At 61.4% G+C, this 21806-nt stretch carries 14 protein-coding genes and 1 pseudogene; 12 read left to right on the top strand and 3 right to left on the bottom strand.

Features of this window, described 5'->3' with window-relative positions; genetic code table 11:
* The first annotated feature begins 164 nt into the window (after positions 1–164).
* Positions 165–1433 (top strand): malic enzyme-like NAD(P)-binding protein, encoded by a 1269-nt coding sequence (locus K7431_RS16230; protein ID WP_012721812.1) that lies wholly within the window; start codon positions 165–167, stop codon positions 1431–1433.
* Positions 1434–1647: 214 nt separating this feature from the next.
* On the opposite strand, the gene K7431_RS16225 is transcribed toward K7431_RS16230, so the two are convergent.
* Positions 1648–4107, bottom strand: coding sequence for a penicillin-binding protein 1A (locus tag K7431_RS16225; RefSeq protein ID WP_370636104.1), 2460 nt, complete (start codon positions 4105–4107; stop codon positions 1648–1650).
* 220 nt (positions 4108–4327) lie between these two features.
* On the opposite strand from K7431_RS16225, the gene pilM reads away from it, so the two are divergent.
* From pilM to hemE, 10 genes and pseudogenes are all read left to right on the top strand, one after another.
* Positions 4328–4981: a type IV pilus assembly protein PilM gene (pilM, locus tag K7431_RS16220; RefSeq protein WP_043206113.1), complete on the top strand. Its 654-nt coding sequence runs from the start codon at positions 4328–4330 to the stop codon at positions 4979–4981.
* Positions 4978–5532 (top strand): PilN domain-containing protein, encoded by a 555-nt coding sequence (locus tag K7431_RS16215; protein ID WP_012721814.1) that lies wholly within the window; start codon positions 4978–4980, stop codon positions 5530–5532. Before pilM ends, K7431_RS16215 begins: the two co-directional genes overlap by 4 nt.
* A complete protein-coding gene (locus tag K7431_RS16210; protein ID WP_012721815.1) occupies positions 5529–6494 on the top strand; it encodes a pilus assembly protein PilP in 966 nt (321 codons plus the stop codon). Before K7431_RS16215 ends, K7431_RS16210 begins: the two co-directional genes overlap by 4 nt.
* Positions 6495–6632: 138 nt before the next feature.
* Positions 6633–7889, top strand: a pseudogene (locus tag K7431_RS16205) (type IV pilus secretin PilQ); the annotation flags it as partial.
* A gap of 4 nt (positions 7890–7893) precedes the next feature.
* Positions 7894–8412, top strand: a complete 519-nt coding sequence (gene aroK / locus K7431_RS16200; protein WP_010213757.1) for a shikimate kinase AroK — start codon at positions 7894–7896, stop codon at positions 8410–8412.
* Between the two features lie 125 nt (positions 8413–8537).
* Positions 8538–9638 (top strand): 3-dehydroquinate synthase, encoded by a 1101-nt coding sequence (aroB, locus tag K7431_RS16195; protein WP_012721816.1) that lies wholly within the window; start codon positions 8538–8540, stop codon positions 9636–9638.
* Between the two features lie 9 nt (positions 9639–9647).
* A complete protein-coding gene (locus K7431_RS16190; protein ID WP_012721817.1) occupies positions 9648–11201 on the top strand; it encodes an SPOR domain-containing protein in 1554 nt (517 codons plus the stop codon).
* 351 nt (positions 11202–11552) lie between these two features.
* Positions 11553–15998, top strand: coding sequence for a glutamate synthase large subunit (gltB, locus tag K7431_RS16185; RefSeq protein ID WP_012721818.1), 4446 nt, complete (start codon positions 11553–11555; stop codon positions 15996–15998).
* A gap of 32 nt (positions 15999–16030) precedes the next feature.
* Positions 16031–17449 carry an FAD-dependent oxidoreductase gene (locus K7431_RS16180; RefSeq protein WP_012721819.1) on the top strand — a complete coding sequence of 473 codons (1419 nt, stop codon included), beginning with the start codon at positions 16031–16033 and terminating at the stop codon, positions 17447–17449.
* Positions 17450–17692: 243 nt separating this feature from the next.
* Complete coding sequence (hemE, locus tag K7431_RS16175) at positions 17693–18760, top strand: uroporphyrinogen decarboxylase (RefSeq protein ID WP_012721820.1); 1068 nt, start codon at positions 17693–17695, stop codon at positions 18758–18760.
* Positions 18761–18880: 120 nt separating this feature from the next.
* Here the strand turns inward: hemE and K7431_RS16170 are convergent, their stop codons facing one another.
* A complete protein-coding gene (locus tag K7431_RS16170; protein WP_012721821.1) occupies positions 18881–20155 on the bottom strand; it encodes an MFS transporter in 1275 nt (424 codons plus the stop codon).
* Positions 20156–20279: 124 nt separating this feature from the next.
* On the opposite strand from K7431_RS16170, the gene K7431_RS16165 reads away from it, so the two are divergent.
* The gene (locus K7431_RS16165; RefSeq protein ID WP_012721822.1) at positions 20280–21173 is read left to right on the top strand and encodes a LysR family transcriptional regulator; all 894 of its coding nucleotides are present in this window, start codon (positions 20280–20282) and stop codon (positions 21171–21173) included.
* A 172-nt stretch (positions 21174–21345) separates the two neighbouring features.
* Here the strand turns inward: K7431_RS16165 and K7431_RS16160 are convergent, their stop codons facing one another.
* Positions 21346–21789: a hypothetical protein gene (locus K7431_RS16160; protein WP_012721823.1), complete on the bottom strand. Its 444-nt coding sequence runs from the start codon at positions 21787–21789 to the stop codon at positions 21346–21348.
* Positions 21790–21806 lie beyond the last annotated feature (17 nt).

Below are 21806 nucleotides of genomic sequence, written 5' to 3'. Positions count from 1 at the left end.
TTTTTTCGTCGATTGTGAACAGTTGAGCCCTTGTATCCCGTGGCCTTAGACCAAAGTACGGCGCTTTGGGGCCTTGACACCTGTGACTGCCCAGTCTTGTAGGGACTTTACGACACGCGTATCCTCGGCGGTCCGTCGACCAACAGTAAAAGCGGAATGCCGATATGTCTGATTTGAAAACTGCCGCTCTCGAATATCATGCCCATCCTCGTCCAGGAAAGCTGAGTGTAGAGCTCACCAAGGCCACTGCTACCGCCCGCGACCTGTCGCTGGCCTACAGCCCTGGTGTTGCCGAGCCCGTACGTGAAATCGCCCGCGACCCTGAACTGGCGTACAAGTACACCGGCAAAGGCAACCTGGTTGCAGTGATTTCCGATGGCACCGCGATTCTCGGCCTGGGTAACCTCGGCCCATTGGCTTCCAAGCCGGTGATGGAAGGTAAGGGCGTGCTGTTCAAGCGCTTTGCCGGCATCGACGTTTTCGACATCGAAGTCGACTCCGAAAGCCCGCAGGCTTTCATCGACACGGTCAAGCGCATTTCCATCACCTTCGGTGGCATCAACCTGGAAGACATCAAGGCACCTGAGTGCTTCGAGATCGAAAAGGCCCTGATCGAACAGTGCGACATTCCGGTATTCCACGATGACCAGCACGGCACCGCGATCGTTACCGCGGCCGGCATGATCAACGCCCTGGAAATCGCCGGCAAGACCCTGGCTGATGCCAAGATCGTCTGCCTGGGCGCCGGCGCTGCAGCCATCTCTTGCATGAAGCTGATCGTCAGCATGGGCGCCAAGCTGGAAAACATCTACATGGTCGACAGCAAGGGCGTGATCCAGTCCGAGCGTACCGACCTGAACCAGTACAAGGCGATGTTTGCCCACCCTTCCTCCAAGCGCACCCTGGCTGACGCCCTGAACGGTGCCGACGTGTTCGTCGGCCTGTCCGGTCCGAACCTGCTGAGCGCCGAAGGCCTGAAGTCCATGGCGGCCAACCCGATCGTGTTCGCCTGCTCCAACCCAGACCCGGAAATCTCCCCGGAACTGGCGCACGCCACCCGTAACGACGTGATCATGGCCACCGGCCGTTCGGACTACCCGAACCAGGTCAACAACGTACTGGGCTTCCCGTTCATCTTCCGTGGCGCCCTGGACGTTCGCGCCAAGCGCATCAACGAAGAGATGAAAGTGGCGGCTGCCAACGCCCTGCGCGAACTGGCCAAGCTGCCGGTGCCTCAGGATGTGTGCGATGCCTACGGCGGCGCCAAGCTGGAATTCGGTCGTGAGTACATCATTCCGAAACCAATGGATAAGCGCCTGATCACCCTGATCTCCGATGCCGTGGCCAAAGCCGCCATCGAGACCGGTGTGGCCACCCTGCCGTATCCGAAAAACTACCCGCTGCAAAGCGTGGATGATGTGTTCAACGGCTAAGCCGTTGTAGCGCACCAACAAAAAGCCCCGGCTCTCACGAGTCGGGGCTTTTTGCTGTGTGGTGTTCGCATGGCCCTTGTAGTGAGCGGGCTTGCCCCGCGCCGGGTGGCGAAGCCGCCCCAACACCTGACACTTCGTTCTAATTAGAGAAACTCGGTGCCTGGATTGGGGCGGCTTCGCCACCCAGCGCGGGGCAAGCCCGCTCACTACAAGGTCAGAACAAATCGATCGGCGCCGCCTCGTCCGCCGGCAGTGGGCTGCCGGGCGCAACGCCATTGCCCAGCTCATTGACCGATGGCGGCGTGTCTTCGCTCTTGAACAGTTCGAAGTACGCATTCGGCGTGCTTGGCGAGGCCGCGCGGCCGCTGACCGGGTCGATGCGCAGGCTGAGGATGCCTTCCGGCTCAGGCTGCGTATGCGGCGGCTTGTCCTTCAAGGCCGCGCCCATGTAGCTCATCCAGATCGGCAGTGCGACGGTGCCCCCGAACTCGCGGCGGCCCAGGCTTTCCGGCTGGTCATAACCGGTCCATACGGTGGTCACGTAGTCGGCGTTGTAGCCGGAGAACCAGGCGTCCTTGGACTCGTTGGTGGTACCGGTCTTGCCGGCGATGTCCGGACGGTTCAGCGCCAGTGCGCGGCGGCCGGTACCTTTCTTGATGACGTCTTCCAGGATGCTGTTGAGGATATAAGTGGTACGGCCGTCGACGATGCGCTCGGCGACTGCAGGCGTCTGGGGCTCAGCCGGCGTGCCGTTGGCCGCAGGCGTTGTGCCTGGGGTCGGCTCGATGGTGATGCCTCCGTTGCTCGGGGCTGCCAGGCCATCAGTCGCCGCCACGCCGTTGACCACATCACCCGGCACGCGCGGGGGGTTGGCCGTGAACAGGGTGTCGCCATTGCGGCTTTCGATCTTGTCGATCAGATACGGCGCGATCTTGTAGCCGCCGTTGGCAAACGTGCTCCAGCCGGTGGCGATTTCCATCGGTGTAAGGGTCGCGGTACCCAAGGCCAGGGACAGGTTCGGCGGCAGGTCCGACTTGGCGAAGCCAAAGCGCGTCATGTAATCGATGGTCTTGCCCACGCCCATGGCCTGCAGCAAGCGGATCGACACCAGGTTACGCGACTTGTACAGCGCCTCACGGATACGGATCGGGCCGAGGAAGGTGTTGGTGTCGTTCTTCGGGCGCCAGACCTTGTCCAGGTACTCGTCGACAAACACGATAGGCGCATCGTTGACCAGGCTGGCGGCGGTGTAGCCGTTGTCCAGTGCGGCGCTGTAGATAAACGGTTTGAAGCTCGAGCCCGGCTGGCGCTTGGCCTGGGTCGCGCGGTTGTAGTTGCTCTGCTCAAACGCGAAGCCGCCGACCAGGGCGCGGATTGCACCATTCTGTGGGTCCAGCGAAACCAGCGCGCCTTGGGCCAGTGGCACCTGGCTGAATTTGAGGCTGTCGTCCTTCTGGCGTTGTACGCGGATCAGATCGCCCACTTGCGCCACGTCCGACGGCTGCTTAGGCATCGCGCCCATGCTGTTGGTATTCAGGAAAGGGCGCGCCCATTTCATGCTGTCCCACGCCACATGGGCTTCGCCTGTACGGGTCAGCACCTGCACGCCATCTTTCTTCACCTGGGTGACGATGGCCGGCTCCAGGCCGCTGATAGGGCGTTGTTTGCCAAGCTCTGTGGTCCAGGCGCTCAGCGTTTTGCCCGGCAGGCGCGATTCAGGGCCCCGGTAACCGTGGCGCTGGTCGTAGGTGATGAGGCCTGAATGCACCGCCTCATTGGCGATGTCCTGCAAGTTGCTCGGTACGGTGGTGGTCACGCGGAAGCCTTCTGTGTAGGCCTCGCTGCCGTAACGACCGACCATCTCGGCACGCGCCATCTCGGCGATATAAGGGGCGTTCACTTCCGGTGTCGGCACGTGGTAGCTGGCGTTCAAAGGCTCGGCCACGGCGCTTTCGTAAGCGGCCTGGTCGATTTTGCCCAGCTTGTACATGCGGCCCAGGATCCAGTCGCGACGTTCTTTGCTGCGGGCCGGGTTGGCCAGTGGGTTAAAGCGCGATGGCGCTTTGGGCAGGCCGGCAATCATGGCCATCTGCGCCAGGCTGGCGTCACGGATGGACTTGCCATAGTAGACCTGGGAGGCCGCCTCGATTCCGTAGGCGCGGTTGCCCAGGTAGATCTTGTTCACGTACAGCTCGAGGATCTCGTCCTTGGTCAGCTGACGTTCGATCTGCAGTGCCAGGAGGATCTCGGTGGCCTTGCGCGAAAAGCTGCGCTCGCTGGTGAGGAAGAAGTTCTTCGCCACCTGCATGGTGATGGTGCTGCCGCCGGATTGAATGTGTCCGCTTTTTACCAATTGTGTCGCCGCACGCACCAGGCTGCTGGGGTCGACGCCATAGTGGTTGGCAAAATTATCGTCTTCGGCCGAGAGCAGGGCGCTGATGAAATTGGGCGGAATATCGGCAAAACGGATCGGTGTGCGGCGCATTTCGCCGAACTCCGCGATCAGTTTTTCATCGCTGCTGTAGACCCGCAAAGGAATCTGCAACTGGATACTTCTGAGGGCCTCTACGGAGGGCAAACCCGGACTAAGGTAGAGGTAGGCCCCGCTGAGCACGAGCAGCAGCCCGCAAACGATGGCGACAATGGAGTACCCGAAAAACTTCAGCAGACGAATCAAGGCTTTTGGATTTCCAGAGAAAAGAATGAGTTAGGCGTCGGGGCATGCATGGCAAACGATGGATCGACCCGAGCTGCAGATAAAAGCGGGAAAAAACGCTGGGCATTAAAGCATTTTTCGACTTCGGGCGTCATTCGCGCCTGTTCAACAAGTCGACCGAATGCATGGCGCCCGGCGGCAATCAGGCGGTATGACAGACAAAGTGTTGGGGAGTTTTATGGGAAAGGGATTTTTCACGCGCAAAGTCGACACGCTTCTGGGTGTCGACATCAATGACACGGCCATACGGCTGGTCGAGTTGGGCCGCTGCACTTCAGGCTACAGCGTTCAGGGCTACGTCACGCAGGCACTGCCTGCGCACGCGGTGGTCGACGGCACATTCCTCGATCTCGACGGTGTGGCACGCGCCCTGCGCAGCGCGTTATCGCGGTTGTCGACGTCGGCCCGTGGCGCTGCGGCTGCCGTGGCCGGGCCTTCGGTGATCACGCGGATGATCGAGATGGAGGCCGGGCTCACTGACGATGAGATGACCTGGATGATCCAGATGGAGGCGGACCAGTACATTCCTTATCCACTGGATGACGTGGCTATCGACTTTCAAGTGCGCGGGCCAACAGCCCTAAATCCAGGCCGTGTCGAGGTACTGCTGGCCGCGTGCCTGAAAGAACAGGTGGAAGCGCGGCAAGCCGTTCTGGCCCTGGCCGGGTTGGTGCCGAGGGTGGTCGACGTCGAAGCGTTTGCATTGGCGCGCGCTTGCAGTCAGGATTTCGCCAGCTTCACGCCGGGCCATCGAGTCGATGGTGCACAATGGGCCGTGGATGCCCAAGGGATGGGAATTGCTTGCGGGCTGGCCCTGAGGAGTTTCGCTTGAAGACACGAATCAACCTATTGCCATGGCGCCAGGCGCTGGCAGAGCGGCGACGCAAGTATTGGCTGGCGTTTTTGCTGGCGTTCGCCTGCGCCGCGCTCGCCGCCGTATGGCTGGCGGACCAGGTGATCGACCAGGCGATTGACCGGCAGGTGACCCGCAATGACCATCTGGGCAAGGACATCGCTGGCCTGGATTCGCGTATCAAGACCATCGACGATCTGCAGGAGCAAAGCCAGCAATTGGCGCAACGCATGAAGGTCGTGCAAGACCTGCACGATGCCCGCTCATCCGGTGCTCAACTGCTGGATCAGTTGGCGCGCGCGGTACCCGACGGGGTGCACCTGCACGAAGTGGTGGCGAAGGGCGATACGGTGAGTATCAGCGGCAGCGCCGAATCCAGCCAGGACATCGCCCAGTTGATGCGCCGCCTGGAGGCGGCGCAAGGTGCCCATTCCACTCGGTTGCAACAGGTGCGAACGGATGGCGCACGCGGCAACAACGAATTCCAGCTGATGGTGCGCCAGGGCCAGTCCTCCGGGGCTCAACCTTGAGCCTGCCAAGGCTCACTCTTTCTGCACTCACTCACAACGCTGCGAAATGGCCCCTACCTGGCAAGGCCCTGTTGGGCTGTGCACTGGCGGGCGTGGTGTTTGTGGTGGGCGACCTTGTGTACCTGAGCCCTTCGCGGGAGCGGTTGCGCCAGGTCGAGGCGCGGGAAGTGGCCCTGCAGCAGCACGTCACACAGAAGACAGTCCTGGCCGCCAGCCTTGAGGCACGCACGCAACAGCTCCAGCTGATGCAGTCGACAGCCGATGAGCTTTTTCAGGCGCTGCCTGGAGCGTCCGAAATGCCCGGCTTGCTGGAAGACATCGCTGGCTTGGCGTTGGCCAATGGTTTGCTGGTCGAGAGTGTCACTCCGCTGGATGAGCAGCCTCGGTCGTTCTATCACGAGCAGCCGGTGCAGATCGGTTTGACCGGGGCTTATCACGACCAGGCAATGTTCCTGAGCAGCCTGGGTAGCCTGCCGCGAATCGCCACGGTGCACGACGTTACCCTACGGCGTGAGGGCACGCTGGTGCGCCTCGATCTGCTGGCCAAGGCCTACTGGCGGCAAGGCGGCGGGGTGGCTGGGCAGGTCCAGCGGAGGCAGCCCTTTGCCTACGATATCAGCGGCTTACGCGACCCGTTCCGGCGGCTTGCCGTTCAAGTCGATCATGTCCCTGGTCGGCCAGCCCGTGCGCCGGACCTCGGCCGGCCGCGCGGAGCCCTGGAAAGCCTTGCGGTGGAACAGTTCCAGATGGTCGGCACGCTGTCCCGTGGGCTGCAGGCTTTTGCCCTGCTGCGTGCCGCATCCAAGGTGCATCGCCTGGCGGTCGGTGACTATTTGGGGCCGGACCATGGCCGGGTCACGGCCATTCATGAGCGTTATATAGAACTGGTCGAACTGTTTCCTGATGGCCAGGGAGCCTGGCTGGAACGCCCTCGAACTCTCGTGTTAAACGTCAACTCATAATGGAATCAAACAATGAAAAGGACTTTCTCGTCCTTCGGTGTGGCGCTATGGATAGCGTTCACGACACCGATGGCTGTTGCTGTGCCCAATCGCGTAGACCTGATCCAGTTGCCGCCCCCCGCTAGCGCCACAGTGGGCGCCTACAAAGGCGACAGGCTTAACCTCAACTTCCAGAGCATCGAGCTGCGCACCGCGCTGCAGCAAATTGCCGATGTGGCGGGCCTCAACCTGATCGCCAGCGACGATGTGCAGGGCTCGATCACCCTGCGCCTCAAGGATGTGCCCTGGGACCAGGCGCTGGACCTGGTGCTGCAAGCCAAAGGCTTGGATAAGCGGGTCAAGGCCGGCGTATTGCTGGTGGCGCCCGCCGAAGAGTTGGCTGCGCGTGAGCTGCTGACCCTCGAGTCGCGCAAGCAAATGGCTGAACTGGCGCCCTTGCGGCGGGAGCTGCTGCAAGTCAATTACGCCAAGGCGGCCGACTTGGCCAAACTGTTCCAGTCGGTCACCGGCCTTGAGGGCGTCACCGACGAGCGTGGCTCGGTAGCCGTCGATGACCGCACCAACAACATCATCGCCTACCAGACCGGGGAGCGTTTGGAAGAGCTGCGGCGGATTGTGGCACAGCTGGATATTCCTGTGCGCCAGGTCATGATTGAGGCGCGGATTGTCGAGGCCAATGTCGATTACGACAAAAGTCTGGGCGCACGATGGGGTGGGCGACTCAACCGCGGTAACTGGGGCGCGGGCGGCATTCCCAAACCTCAACCTGAAGGCGCTGAACCGCCGGAAAACCCGCCCAGTTCGCCCTTTGTCGACTTGGGTTCGCTGACGGGCACCTCGGGCCTGGGCATCGCCTTTATCACCGATAACCTGCTGCTGGATCTGGAGCTGACCGCCATGGAGAAAACCGGCAATGGTGAAATCGTCTCGCAACCCAAGGTGGTCACGTCTGACAAGGAAACCGCGCGCATCCTCAAGGGCACCGAGATCCCCTATCAGGAATCCAGCTCCAGTGGCGCCACGTCGGTGTCCTTCAAGGAGGCTTCGTTGTCGCTGGAAGTCACCCCGCAGATCACCCCAGACGACCGGGTGATCATGGAGGTCAAGGTCACCAAGGATGAGCCTGACTACCTGAACAAACTCAACGACGTGCCGCCGATCAAGAAAAACGAGGTCAACGCCAAGGTGTTGGTCAAGGACGGCGAGACCATTGTCATCGGCGGGGTTTTCTCCAATACCCAAAGCAAAGTGGTAGATAAAGTGCCATTTTTGGGCGATGTGCCGTATCTTGGCCGCCTTTTCCGGCGCGATGTGGTGGCGGAGAAAAAATCCGAGCTGCTGGTATTCCTGACTCCGCGTATTATGAATAACCAGGCGATTGCTGTGAGTCGTTGATTCTGTGCGAAATTTGATTCTTGTAGGACCGATGGGGGCTGGAAAAAGCACCATCGGCCGTTTGCTGGCCAAAGAGCTGCGCCTGCCATTCAAAGATTCCGACAAGGAAATTGAATTGCGCACGGGTGCCAATATCCCATGGATCTTCGATAAGGAAGGCGAGCTGGGCTTTCGTGACCGCGAGCAGGCGATGATCGCCGAGCTGTGCGGCTGCGATGGCGTGGTATTGGCCACGGGCGGTGGTGCAGTGATGCGCGATGAAAACCGCCGCGCGCTGCATGCCGGTGGTCGGGTGGTGTACCTGCATGCGTCGGTTGAGCAGCAGGTGGGCCGCACTGCCCGAGATCGCAATCGTCCGTTGCTGCGTACGGCCAACCCGGAGAAAACCTTGCGGGACCTGCTCACCTTGCGTGATCCGCTCTATCGGGAAATCGCCGATCTGGTGGTAGAAACCGATGAGCGGCCACCTCGAATGGTGGTCCTCGACATTCTTGAGCGCCTGCAACGGCTGCCACCCCGTTAAAGCCAGGCCCGAAATGCGCTATTCTCGGCGGCGCGCTATCACCCTGTGGGGTGTGGCGTAGAGCCATCAGGTGACGCCAGCGCTTGGCGTTGCCGGTCGTCAATACATCTTCAACGCGGGGACACATGCAGACACTTAAGGTCGATTTAGGCGAGCGCAGCTACCCGATCCATATCGGCGAAGGTCTGTTGGACCAACCCGAGCTGCTCGCACCGCATATTGCCGGGCGGCAAGTGGCGATCATCTCCAACGAAACGGTCGCGCCGTTGTATCTTGAGCGTCTGAACCGCAGCCTGGCGGCGTACTCAGTGATTTCTGTGATCTTGCCCGACGGCGAAGCCCACAAGAACTGGGAAACCCTGCAACTGATTTTTGATGGCCTGCTCACCGCTCGCCATGACCGCCGCACCACCGTGATCGCCCTGGGCGGCGGTGTGATCGGCGACATGGCCGGCTTTGCAGCGGCCTGCTACCAGCGTGGCGTGGACTTTATCCAGGTGCCGACCACCCTGCTGTCCCAGGTCGATTCGTCAGTGGGCGGCAAGACCGGTATCAACCACCCGCTGGGCAAAAACATGGTCGGTGCGTTCTATCAGCCGCAAGCCGTGTTGATCGACACCGCGACCCTCAATACCCTGCCACCGCGTGAGTTGTCGGCGGGCCTGGCGGAAGTCATCAAGTACGGGTTGATCTGCGACGAGCCGTTCCTGACCTGGCTGGAAGAACACGTGGATGCGTTGCGCAACCTCGACCAAGTGGCGCTCACCGAGGCGATTTCGCGCTCCTGTGCCGCCAAGGCGCTGGTGGTGAATGCCGACGAACGGGAGTCCGGTGTACGGGCCACCTTGAACCTGGGCCACACCTTCGGCCATGCGATCGAAACGCACATGGGCTATGGTGTGTGGTTGCATGGGGAGGCCGTCGCGGCTGGCACGGTGATGGCATTGGACATGTCGCAGCGCCTGGGCTGGATCAGCGCCCAGGAGCGTGATCGTGGCATCCGTCTGTTCCAGCGCGCCGGTTTGCCGGTCATTCCGCCTGAGGAGATGACCGAGGCGGACTTCCTCGAACATATGGCGATAGACAAGAAAGTGATCGACGGTCGACTGCGACTGGTGCTGCTACGCCACATGGGCGAAGCGGTCGTGACCGACGATTATCCGAAAGAGATTTTACAGGCCACGCTGGGAGCGGATTACCGCGCCCTGGCTCAGCTGAAAGGTTAATAAGACCCGATGACTAGTTTGCATGCCGACGAGGCGTTCCTCGGCCACTACCAGTTAAGCCACGACCCTTTTGCTCCGCGGGTGCCTGGTTTCAAATTCTTCCCGGCCCAGCGCAAACCGGTGCTGGGTCAGTTGCACCATCTGGCGCGCTACAGCCAACTGCTGCTGGTCGTGACCGGCCCGTTGGGCAGTGGCAAGACCCTGCTGCGCCAGGCCCTGGTAGCCAGCACCAACAAGCAGTCGGTACAGAGCGTGGTGGTGTCGGCCCGTGGTGCCGGTGATGCGGCGGGCGTGTTGCGCCAGGTCGCCCAAGCGCTGGAGGTGGCCACCGCTGAGCCGAACGCGATCCTCAAGCAGGTCGTGCAACTGGGCCTGACCGGCCAGGAAGTCTACCTGCTGGTGGATGATGCCGAGCAGCTCGACGAATCCGCCCTTGAAGCGCTGCTGGCGCTGGCGGCGGGTACGCCGGAAGGCCGCCCGCACGTGTTCCTGTTTGGTGAGTCGTCGTTGATCTCCGAACTGGAGCAGATCAGCGGTGAACAGGAGCTGTTCCACGTTATCGAGTTGCAGCCGTACGAAGAGGAAGAAACCCGCGAATACCTGGCTCAACGCCTGGAAGGCGCAGGGGCGGGCATCGAACTTTTCTCTGCTCAACAGATCTCTGATATTCACGAAAGCTCCGACGGCTGGCCTGGCACCATCAACCAGGTCGCCCGCGATGCCATGATCGAAGCCATGATTGCCAGCCGCACTGCGGTCAAGCGTCCAAAGATGGGGTTCACGATGCCTAAGAAACACGTATTGGCTATTTCCGCCGTTGTTGTGGTCGCTGTCGCCGCCGCCTGGTTGATCCCAGGCCGCAGCAAGGCACCGACGACCGCCGGCGCGCCAACCGAACAGGCGCAGTTGCCACTGGGCAAGCCCACGCCAAATGTCGAATTTGCCAACTCCGGTCAACCGACCAGCCTGCCGATGGTGGGCCAACCTGTGATGCGCGGCCCACTCGCCGAAGAAGCCGGTGGTATCTCCGAAGGTGACGACGGTGTGCCGGTGGAAGGCTCCAGTGCCACGCCGCCGACCGTGACCACGACTGCACCGCCTGCGGGCGTGCCAGCGGGTCAGCCAGCCGCCAAGCCAACGCCTGCGCCAACGGTCGCCACCGCGAAGCCGGCACCGGTTACCAAGCCTGTCGCCCCTGCACCGGCCGCCAAGCCAGCGCCAGCGGCCAAGCCTGCTGAAAAACCCGCCGCCACTGTCGCCAAAGCCGGCGCCGCTGGCAGCAGCTGGTACGCCAGCCAACCTACCGGCAACTTCGTGGTGCAGATCCTCGGCACCAGCTCCGAAGCCAACGCCCAGGCGTTCGTGAAAGAGCAGGGCGGCGAGTACCGTTATTTCAAGAAAGTGCTCAACGGCAAGCCTCTCTACGTGATCACCTACGGCAACTTCTCCAGCCGTGCTGCAGCTGATTCTGCCATCAAAGCCTTGCCAGCGAAGGTTCAGGCTGGTAAACCTTGGCCTCGCACTGTCGCCAGCGTTCAACAAGAACTGGCAGCAACTCGCTGAAGATCCGGCGGCCTTACCCAGGCCGCCCTCCCGGCACCTCAAAAAAGATCGCAAGGCGTGCAGCCCCTCCAGGCCGCGCGCTTTGTGGTGTCTGCGTCACAGTGGCTTTTGAGTCGTAGCGGTCAGAATTAAAAAAGTTTTGACTAGCACAGCATATCGCTTTAAACCTTTCATAAATGCGACATAGATTTGCGACATTTCGTCGCTAAATTTGTGGGCGTCTGTGTCGGTGTGTACAATGACCTCCCTTTTGCCCCCGCTAAGTCGGCGTACGTTCGACGTGGAAGGTAACCGGTTGAATTGAAAAGAAATTTGCCTCGGTATAAGAGGCAGCCTGGTGAGAAAGTGTCTATGAAAGCAGGTCTGTACCAACCCGATGAATTCAAGGATAACTGCGGTTTCGGCCTGATAGCCCATATGCAGGGCGAGCCCAGTCATACCCTTTTGCAAACGGCCATCGAGGCCCTGACCTGCATGACCCACCGCGGTGGGATCAACGCCGACGGCAAGACCGGTGACGGTTGCGGCTTGCTGATTCAAAAGCCCGACCTGTTCCTGCGCGCTGTCGCCAAAGAGCACTTTGCGGCCGACCTGCCCAAGCAGTACGCCGTGGGCATGGTGTTCTTCAACCAGGACCCGGTCAAAGCCGAAGCCGCTCGCGAGAACATGAACCGCGAGATCCTCGCTGCCGGCCTGCAACTCGTCGGCTGGCGCAAAGTGCCGATCGACACCAGCGTGCTCGGCCGCCTGGCCTTGGAGCGCCTGCCGCAGATCGAACAAGTGTTCATCGCCGGCGACGGCCTGAGCGACCAGGACATGGCGATCAAGCTGTTCACCTCCCGTCGTCGCTCGTCGGTGTCCAACGCCGCCGACACCGAACACTACATCTGCAGCTTTTCCCACAAGACCATCATTTATAAAGGCCTGATGATGCCGGCGGACTTGACCGCCTTCTATCCAGACCTGAGCGATGAGCGCCTGCAAACCGCAATCTGCGTGTTCCACCAGCGCTTCTCCACCAACACCCTGCCGAAGTGGCCGCTGGCCCAGCCATTCCGCTTCCTCGCCCACAACGGCGAGATCAACACCATCACCGGCAACCGCAACTGGGCCGTGGCCCGTCGCACCAAGTTCGCCAACGACTTGATGGACCTGGAAGAGCTCGGCCCGCTGGTCAACCGCGTGGGCTCCGACTCCTCCAGCATGGACAACATGCTCGAGCTGATGGTCACCGGCGGCATCGACCTGTTCCGTGGCGTGCGCATGATCATTCCGCCTGCGTGGCAGAACGTCGAAACCATGGACCCGGATCTGCGTGCGTTCTACGAGTACAACTCGATGCACATGGAACCGTGGGACGGCCCGGCCGGCGTGGTCATGACCGACGGCCGCTACGCGGTGTGCCTGCTCGACCGTAACGGTCTGCGCCCGGCGCGTTGGGTGACCACCACCAACGGCTTCATCACCCTCGCGTCGGAAATCGGCGTGTGGAACTACCAGCCCGAAGACGTCATCGCCAAAGGCCGCGTAGGTCCTGGCCAGATCCTCGCCGTGGACACCGAAACCGGGCAGATCCTCGACACCGACGCAATCGACAACCGCTTGAAGTCCCGTCACCCGTACAAGCAATGGCTGCGCAAGAACGCCCTGCGCATCCAGGCGACCATGGAAGACAATGACCACGGTTCGGCTTTCTATGACGTCGACCAGCTCAAGCAGTACATGAAGATGTACCAGGTCACGTTCGAAGAGCGCGACCAGGTGCTGCGCCCGCTCGGTGAGCAAGGCTACGAGGCCGTCGGCTCCATGGGTGACGACACGCCAATGGCCGTGCTGTCCCAGCGCGTGCGTACGCCGTACGACTATTTCCGCCAGCAGTTCGCCCAGGTGACCAACCCACCGATCGACCCGCTGCGCGAAGCCATCGTGATGTCCCTGGAGGTGTGCCTCGGTGCCGAGCGCAACATCTTCCAGGAATCGCCTGAGCACGCTTCTCGCGTGATCCTCAGCTCGCCGGTTATTTCGCCGGCCAAGTGGCGCTCGCTGATGACCCTGGAGCGCCCAGGCTTCGACCGCCAGATCATCGACCTGAACTACGACGAGAGCCTCGGCCTTGAAGCCGCTGTGCGTAACGTCGCCGACCAGGCCGAAGAAGCTGTGCGCGCCGGTCGTACCCAGATCGTACTGACCGACCGTCACATTGCGCCGGGCAAGCTGCCGATCCACGCGTCGCTGGCTACCGGTGCAGTGCACCACCGCCTGACCGAAAAAGGCCTGCGCTGCGACTCCAACATCCTCGTGGAAACCGCCACTGCCCGCGACCCGCATCACTTTGCGGTGTTGATCGGCTTCGGCGCCTCGGCGGTGTACCCGTTCCTGGCCTACGAAGTGCTGGGCGACCTGATCCGTACCGGTGAAGTGCTGGGCGACCTCTATGAGGTGTTCAAGAACTACCGGAAGGGCATCACCAAGGGCCTGCTGAAGATCCTGTCGAAGATGGGCATCTCCACCGTCACCTCTTACCGTGGCGCACAGCTGTTCGAAGCCATCGGCCTGTCTGAAGAAGTGTGCGACCTGAGCTTCCGTGGCGTACCGAGCCGCATCAAGGGTGCGCGTTTCGTCGACATCGAAGCCGAACAGAAAGCCCTGGCAGCCGAAGCCTGGAGCGCGCGCAAGCCGATCCAGCAAGGTGGCCTGCTCAAATTCGTACACGGTGGCGAATACCACGCCTACAACCCGGACGTGGTCAGCACCCTGCAAGCCGCCGTGCAGCAGGGCGACTACGCGAAGTTCAAGGAATACACCGCGCTGGTGGATAACCGCCCGGTGTCGATGATCCGCGACCTGTTCAAGGTGAAAACCCTGGACACGCCGTTGGCTATCAGCGAAATCGAGCCGCTGGAATCGATCCTCAAGCGCTTCGACTCCGCCGGCATTTCCCTGGGTGCCTTGTCGCCTGAGGCTCACGAAGCCCTGGCCGAAGCCATGAACCGCCTGGGTGCGCGTTCCAACTCCGGCGAAGGCGGCGAAGACCCGGCGCGCTACGGCACCATCAAGAGCTCGAAAATCAAGCAGGTCGCGACCGGCCGGTTCGGTGTAACCCCGGAATACCTGGTCAACGCCGAAGTGCTGCAGATCAAGGTCGCCCAGGGCGCCAAGCCCGGTGAAGGCGGCCAGCTGCCAGGCGGCAAGGTCAACGGTCTGATCGCCAAGCTGCGTTATGCAGTGCCGGGCGTGACGCTGATTTCGCCGCCACCGCACCACGACATCTATTCGATTGAAGATTTGTCGCAGCTGATTTTCGACCTGAAACAAGTCAACCCGCAGGCCCTGGTCTCGGTGAAACTGGTAGCAGAAGCCGGCGTGGGCACCATCGCCGCCGGTGTGGCCAAGGCCTATGCCGACCTGATCACCATCTCCGGCTACGACGGCGGCACCGGCGCTTCGCCGCTGACCTCGATCAAGTACGCCGGTGCACCGTGGGAATTGGGCCTGGCGGAAACCCACCAGACCCTGCGCGGTAACGACCTGCGCGGCAAGGTTCGGGTACAGACCGACGGCGGCCTGAAAACCGGCCTCGACGTGATCAAGGCCGCGATCCTCGGCGCCGAAAGCTTTGGCTTCGGCACTGCACCGATGATCGCCCTGGGCTGCAAATACCTGCGCATCTGCCACCTGAACAACTGCGCCACCGGTGTCGCCACTCAGAACGAGAAGCTGCGCAAGGATCACTACATCGGCACCGTCGACATGGTGGTGAATTTCTTCACCTACGTGGCCGAAGAAACCCGTGAGTGGCTGGCCAAGCTGGGCGTGCGTTCCCTCGAAGAGCTGATCGGGCGTACCGACCTGCTGGACATCCTCGAAGGCCAGACCGCCAAGCAGCATCACCTGGACCTGACGCCGCTGTTGGGCAGCGATCACATCCCGGCCGACAAGCCGCAATTCTGCCAGGTTGACCGCAACCCACCGTTCGACAAAGGCTTGTTGGCCGAGAAGATGGTCGACATGGCCGGCTCCTCGATCAATGACGCCAGCGGCGGCGAATTCGCCTTGGATATCTGCAACTGCGACCGCTCCATCGGTGCACGCATCTCCGGCGAAATCGCGCGCAAGCACGGCAACCAGGGCATGGCGAAAGCGCCGATCACCTTCCGCTTCAAGGGCACCGCTGGGCAGAGCTTCGGCGTGTGGAACGCCGGCGGCCTGCACATGTACCTGGAAGGCGACGCCAACGACTACGTGGGCAAGGGCATGACTGGCGGCAAGCTGGTGATCGTTCCGCCTAAAGGCAGCGTCTACAAGACCCAGGACAGTGCCATCATCGGCAACACCTGCTTGTACGGCGCCACGGGTGGCAAGCTGTTCGCCGCCGGTACCGCCGGTGAGCGTTTCGCCGTGCGTAACTCCGGTGCCCACACCGTGGTGGAAGGCACGGGCGATCACTGCTGTGAGTACATGACCGGGGGCTTTGTCGCGGTACTGGGCAAGACCGGTTACAACTTCGGTTCGGGCATGACCGGCGGTTTCGCCTACGTGCTCGACCAGGACAACACCTTCGTCGACAAGGTCAACCATGAGTTGGTCGAGATCCAGCGGATCAGCGGCGAAGCCATGGAATCCTACCGGAACCACTTGCAGCACGTGCTGGACGAGTACGTCGAGGAGACCGGCAGCGAATGGGGTCGTAACCTCGCCGAGAACCTCGATGATTACCTGCGTCGTTTCTGGCTGGTCAAGCCCAAGGCTGCCAACCTGAAATCGTTGCTTTCCAGCATCCGTGCCAACCCGCAGTGATATGCGCCTGAAGAGTTTGATGAGGTTTTAACATGGCTGAACGTCTGAATAACGACTTCCAGTTCATCGATGTCGGGCGCAAAGATCCGAAGAAGAAACTGTTGCGTCAACGCAAGAAAGAGTTCGTGGAGATCTACGAACCCTTCAAACCCCAGCACTCGGCCGACCAGGCCCACCGCTGCCTGGGGTGCGGTAACCCGTATTGCGAATGGAAGTGCCCGGTGCACAACTTCATTCCCAACTGGCTGAAATTGGTGGCCGAGGGCAACATCCTCGCCGCCGCCGAGCTGTCGCACCAGACCAACACCCTGCCGGAAGTCTGCGGCCGGGTGTGCCCGCAGGACCGTCTGTGCGAGGGTGCCTGCACCCTCAACGACGGCTTCGGCGCGGTGACCATCGGTTCGGTGGAGAAGTACATCACCGACACCGCGTTTGCCATGGGCTGGCGTCCGGACATGTCCAAGGTCAAGCCGACCGGCAAGCGCGTCGCGATCATCGGCGCGGGCCCGGCGGGCCTGGGCTGTGCCGACGTACTGGTGCGTGGCGGCGTGACCCCGGTGGTGTTCGACAAGAACCCGGAAATCGGCGGCCTGCTGACCTTCGGCATCCCCGAGTTCAAGCTGGAAAAAACCGTACTGAGCAACCGTCGTGAAGTGTTCACCGGCATGGGTATCGAGTTCCGCCTCAATACCGAAATCGGCAAAGACATCACCATGGAGCAGTTGCTTGAAGAATACGATGCCGTGTTCATGGGCATGGGCACCTACACCTACATGAAGGGCGGCTTTGCCGGTGAGGACCTGCCGGGTGTGTATGACGCGCTCGACTTCCTGATCGCCAACGTCAACCGCAACCTGGGCTTTGAAAAATCGCCGGAAGACTTCGTCGACATGAAAGGCAAGAAGGTCGTGGTACTCGGCGGTGGTGACACCGCGATGGACTGCAACCGTACGTCGATCCGCCAGGGTGCCAAGTCGGTGACCTGTGCGTATCGCCGTGACGAAGCCAACATGCCGGGCTCGCGCAAAGAGGTGAAGAACGCCAAGGAAGAAGGCGTGAAATTCCTCTACAACCGCCAGCCGATCGCTATCGTCGGTGAAGACCGCGTCGAAGGCGTGAAGGTGGTCGAGACCCGTCTCGGCGAACCGGACGCCCGTGGCCGTCGCAGCCCCGAGCCGATCCCGGGCTCCGAAGAGATCATCCCGGCCGACGCCGTGGTCATCGCTTTCGGCTTCCGCCCAAGCCCGGCGCCATGGTTCGAGCAGTTCGAGATTCAGACCGACAGCCAGGGCCGCGTGGTTGCCCCGGAGCAAGGGAAGTACAAACACCAGACCAGCAACCCGAAAATCTTCGCCGGTGGCGACATGGTGCGCGGCTCTGACCTGGTGGTGACGGCGATCTTCGAAGGCCGCAATGCGGCTGAAGGGATCCTGGATTACCTGCAGGTCTGATCCTGATCTCAAGTTGAAATGGGATCAAACTGTGGGAGGGGGCTTGCCCCCGATAGCGGTGTATCAGTCAAAGATACTGGGACTGACACACTGCAATCGGGGGCAAGCCCCCTCCCACATTTGTTTTGCGGTGGGTTCAAGCTACCGCGACAAATTGACCCGATAGACAAAAGGCACGGCTCACTCCGTGCCTTTTGCGTCTGGCTCTGAGAAAATGCCCGCACTTTTTTTGCGGATGCCGACATGACTGCCCTCAAGAACGACCGTTTCCTTCGTGCCCTGCTCAAGCAACCCGTGGACGTCACCCCTGTGTGGATGATGCGCCAGGCCGGTCGCTACTTGCCGGAATACCGCGCCAGTCGCGCCAACGCCGGCGACTTCATGAGCCTGTGCATGAACCCGGAGTTCGCCTGCGAAGTCACGATGCAGCCGCTGGACCGCTACCCACAACTGGACGCGGCGATCCTCTTCTCCGACATCCTCACCATCCCTGACGCCATGGGCCAAGGCCTGTACTTCGAAACCGGCGAAGGCCCGCGTTTCAAAAAGGTCGTCAGCACCCTGGCCGACATCGAAGCCCTGCCGATCCCTGATCCGCACAAAGACCTCGGTTACGTGATGGACGCCGTCAGCACCATCCGCCGCGAGCTTAACGGCCGCGTGCCGCTGATCGGCTTCTCCGGCAGCCCGTGGACCCTGGCTACCTACATGGTCGAAGGCGGCTCGTCGAAAGACTTCCGCAAGACCAAGGCCATGCTCTACGACAACCCGCAAGCCATGCACCTGCTGCTGGACAAGCTGGCGCAGTCAGTCACCAGTTACCTCAACGGCCAGATCATGGCCGGCGCCCAGGCGGTGCAGATCTTCGATACCTGGGGTGGCAATCTCTCGGCGGCGGCGTACCAGGAGTTCTCCCTGGCCTACATGCGCAAGATCGTCAGCGGTCTGATCCGTGAACACGAAGGCCGTAAGGTTCCGGTGATCCTGTTCACCAAGGGCGGCGGCCTGTGGCTGGAAAGCATCGCCGACGCCGGTGCCGATGCACTGGGCCTGGACTGGACCTGCGACATTGGTGAAGCTCGCCGTCGCGTTGGCGGCCAGGTCGCGCTGCAAGGCAACATGGACCCGACCGTGCTGTACGCCAAGCCGGAAGCGATCCGCACCGAAGTCGGCCGCATCCTCGCCAGCTACGGCAAGGGTACCGGGCACGTGTTCAACCTGGGCCATGGCATCACCCCGGAAGTGAACCCGGAACATGCCGGCGCCTTCCTGCGCGCAGTGCACGAACTCTCGGCGCAGTATCACGAATAACACGCAAAACAAATGTGGGAGGGGGCTTGCTCCCGATAGCGGTGTGTCAGTCACCAGATTCATTGGCTGACACACTGCAATCGGGGGCAAGCCCCCTCCCACATTAAAAGCAAGATCGCGTCAGGCCCGCACATTCCCCAACGGCGGCAACTTCGCCAACTTCAACGCCACCAGCAACGCGCCGATCAGCAGCGCGATGATGAACGCTCCAATCCCATTCCACCCGGCAAAGTGCCAGAAAAACCCGCCCGCCGTCCCCGCAATACTCGACCCCACGTAGTAGCAGAACAGGTACAGCGACGACGCCTGCCCCTTCGCCTTCACCGCGCGGCGGCCGATCCAGCTGCTGGCCACCGAGTGGGCGCCGAAGAAGCCGAAAGTGAAGATCAGCATGCCCGGCACCACCAGCCACAAGGGCGTGAACAGGGTCAGGGCCATACCGGCGAGCATCAGCACGATGGTGGCCCACAGCACACGGCGGCGACCGAGGCGGTCGGCCAGGGAGCCGATCTTCGCCGAGCTGTAGATACCCGAGAGGTACACCAGCGACAGCAGGCCCACCACGGCCTGGCTCAGGTCGTAGGGATCGGCCAGCAGGCGATAGCCGATGTAGTTGAACATCGTCACGAATGCGCCCATCAGCAGGAAGGCTTCGAGGAACAGCCACGGCAGGCCGGCGTCCTTGAAGTGCATGACAAAGCCGTCCACCAGGTTGCGTGGCTTGAGGCTGCTGGCGCGGAAGTTGCGCGATTCCGGGAGGATTTTCCAGAACACCGTCGCGGCGATCAACGCCAGGGCGCCGATGATCAACATTGCCGTGTGCCAACTGACGAAGTCGATCAACACGCCGATGATCAGGCGCCCGCTCATCCCGCCAATCGCGTTGCCGCCGATGTACAAGCCCATCGCCAGGCCGATGTGCTGTGGGTGGATCTCTTCGCTCAGGTACGTCATGGCCACGGCGGCCAGGCCGCTCAATGACAAACCCACCAGCGCGCGCATGAATAAAATCCCTTCCCAGGACGGCATCAAGCCACTGGCAATCGTCGCGAGCGCTGCGCAGAACAACGCGGCGACCATCACCGGTTTACGTCCAAGGGTGTCGGAAATCGGCCCGGTAATCAGCAGGCCCAGTGCGAGCATCGCGGTGGACACGGACAGGATCAGGCTGCTTTGCGCTGCATTGATGGAAAACTCGTGGGACAGCGCCGGCATCATCGGCTGCACGCAATACAGCAGGGCAAAGGTCGCAAAACCGCCGGAGAACAGCGCCAGCACCGTGCGCATGAACATCGGTGTGCCTTTTTCGATGTACGCGTCATTGAGCTGGGCCACCACCTCATCGAGGGCAGTGGGCGGGACTTCTTGAGCGAGTGGAGCGACAGCAGAATTCACGGGGACCTCGGGGAGGAAGGGCGTGCCAGGACCGGCCATGCAAAAAAGAATATAGCTGGCTAATGATTCTTTCCAATATATTGTTCGACCTGTTTGATAGCTTTTACGACCTAATGAGGCTTGCATGGAATTGCGTCACTTGCGGTACTTCATTGCCGTCGCCGAAGAACTGCACTTTGGCCGGGCTGCCCAGGTGCTGGGCATCTCGCAGCCGCCTCTGAGCCAGCAGATACAGGCGCTGGAGCAGGAGGTGGGCGCACGCTTGTTTGAGCGCACCAATCGTCGGGTTGAGCTAAGCGAGGCGGGGCGGTTGTTCCTGCATGAGGCGCGGTTGGTGCTGGCGCAGGTCGACAAGGCGGCAGATGTGGCGCGCCGGGCGCAGTTGGGTGAGCTGGGTGAATTGAAGATCGGCTTCACGTCATCGGCACCGTTTAACTCCAGCATTCCCCAAGCGATCTTTGCGTTTCGCCAGGCGTTCCCGGCAGTGCATCTCAATCTGCAAGAGATGAGCAGCACCGAAGTGGCTGATTCGCTGGTGGATGAGTCGATCCAGGTTGGGCTGATGCGCCCCCTGCCGTTGCCGGATTCGCTGAGTGTGGTTGAGTTGATGCGTGAGCCGCTGGTGGCCGTAATGAACGCTGGCCACCCGTTGGTAGCAGGCAGTGAGCGTGGCCTGCACCTGGCGCAGCTGGCGGAAGAACCGTTCGTTTTTTTCCCGCGCAGCTACGGCAGTGGTCTCTACGCGCAGTTGCTAAGCCTGTGCCGTGACGCCGGGTTCAGCCCGCATTTTGCCCAGGAAGCGGGGGAGGCGATGACCATCATCGGTCTGGTGGCGGCGGGGCTGGGGGTATCGGTGCTGCCGGCGTCGTACCAGCGGATAAGGATCGATGGCGTGGTGTATCGCACGTTGCTGGACCAGGAGGCGATGACGGCGGTGTGGCTGGTGCAACGCAAGGGCGTGCAGACGCCCATGGCGAAGGCGTTTGTCGAGTTGTTGACGCGCAAGGCTATCCAATAACCTCCTGCAACTAGGCTGTTGTGGTGAGCGAGCTTGTTGTGGTGAGCGGGCTTGTTGTGGTGAGCGAGCTTGCTCGCGCTGGGCTGCGTAGCGGCCCCAAAGATCTTGGGAGCGCTTCGCAGTCCAGCGCGGGACAAGCCCGCTCACCACAGTGTTGTGCCAGGTTTTGGTTTTATTTCGAAGTACCGGTCTGCTCAAACAACTGCGCCGCCGTCCCCGCCTCATTCACACCATTACTGCGCAAGCCCGCCATGATGTCGCTGTCCAGATTGTTCACCCAACGGTTGTAGTTGCGATGGATCTTGCCGTCCTTGTAGCTCAGTTCGCGGCTGTCGCGGTAGGTGATCGCGTAGCTGTTGCGGGTGTAGCGGATGTCGATGGCCGCGTAGTACTGGTTACGCACGTTGATCTCGGCCTGCACCAGTTGCGGGCTCAGGCGTTGAACCGTCCACTCGCGCTTTTGCAGGGCGTTGACGATCACCGTTTTCATTTTTTCTTCGCTGACCTGGGCGTTGGCTGGCAGGTCGTGCTGGGTGTTGAGGATCGGCTTGCTGGTGCAGCCGGCGGTGACCAGCAGGGCCAGGGTGATCAGGGTGACGCGTAGCAAGGAAGACATTCCGTATTCTCCAATCG

It is taken from the genome of Pseudomonas fluorescens group sp., from assembly GCF_020093335.1.
GTDB lineage: Bacteria > Pseudomonadota > Gammaproteobacteria > Pseudomonadales > Pseudomonadaceae > Aquipseudomonas > Aquipseudomonas petroselini.
Note: the sequence above shows the minus strand (reverse complement) of the source record. Positions and strands in the feature narration are given on the sequence as shown.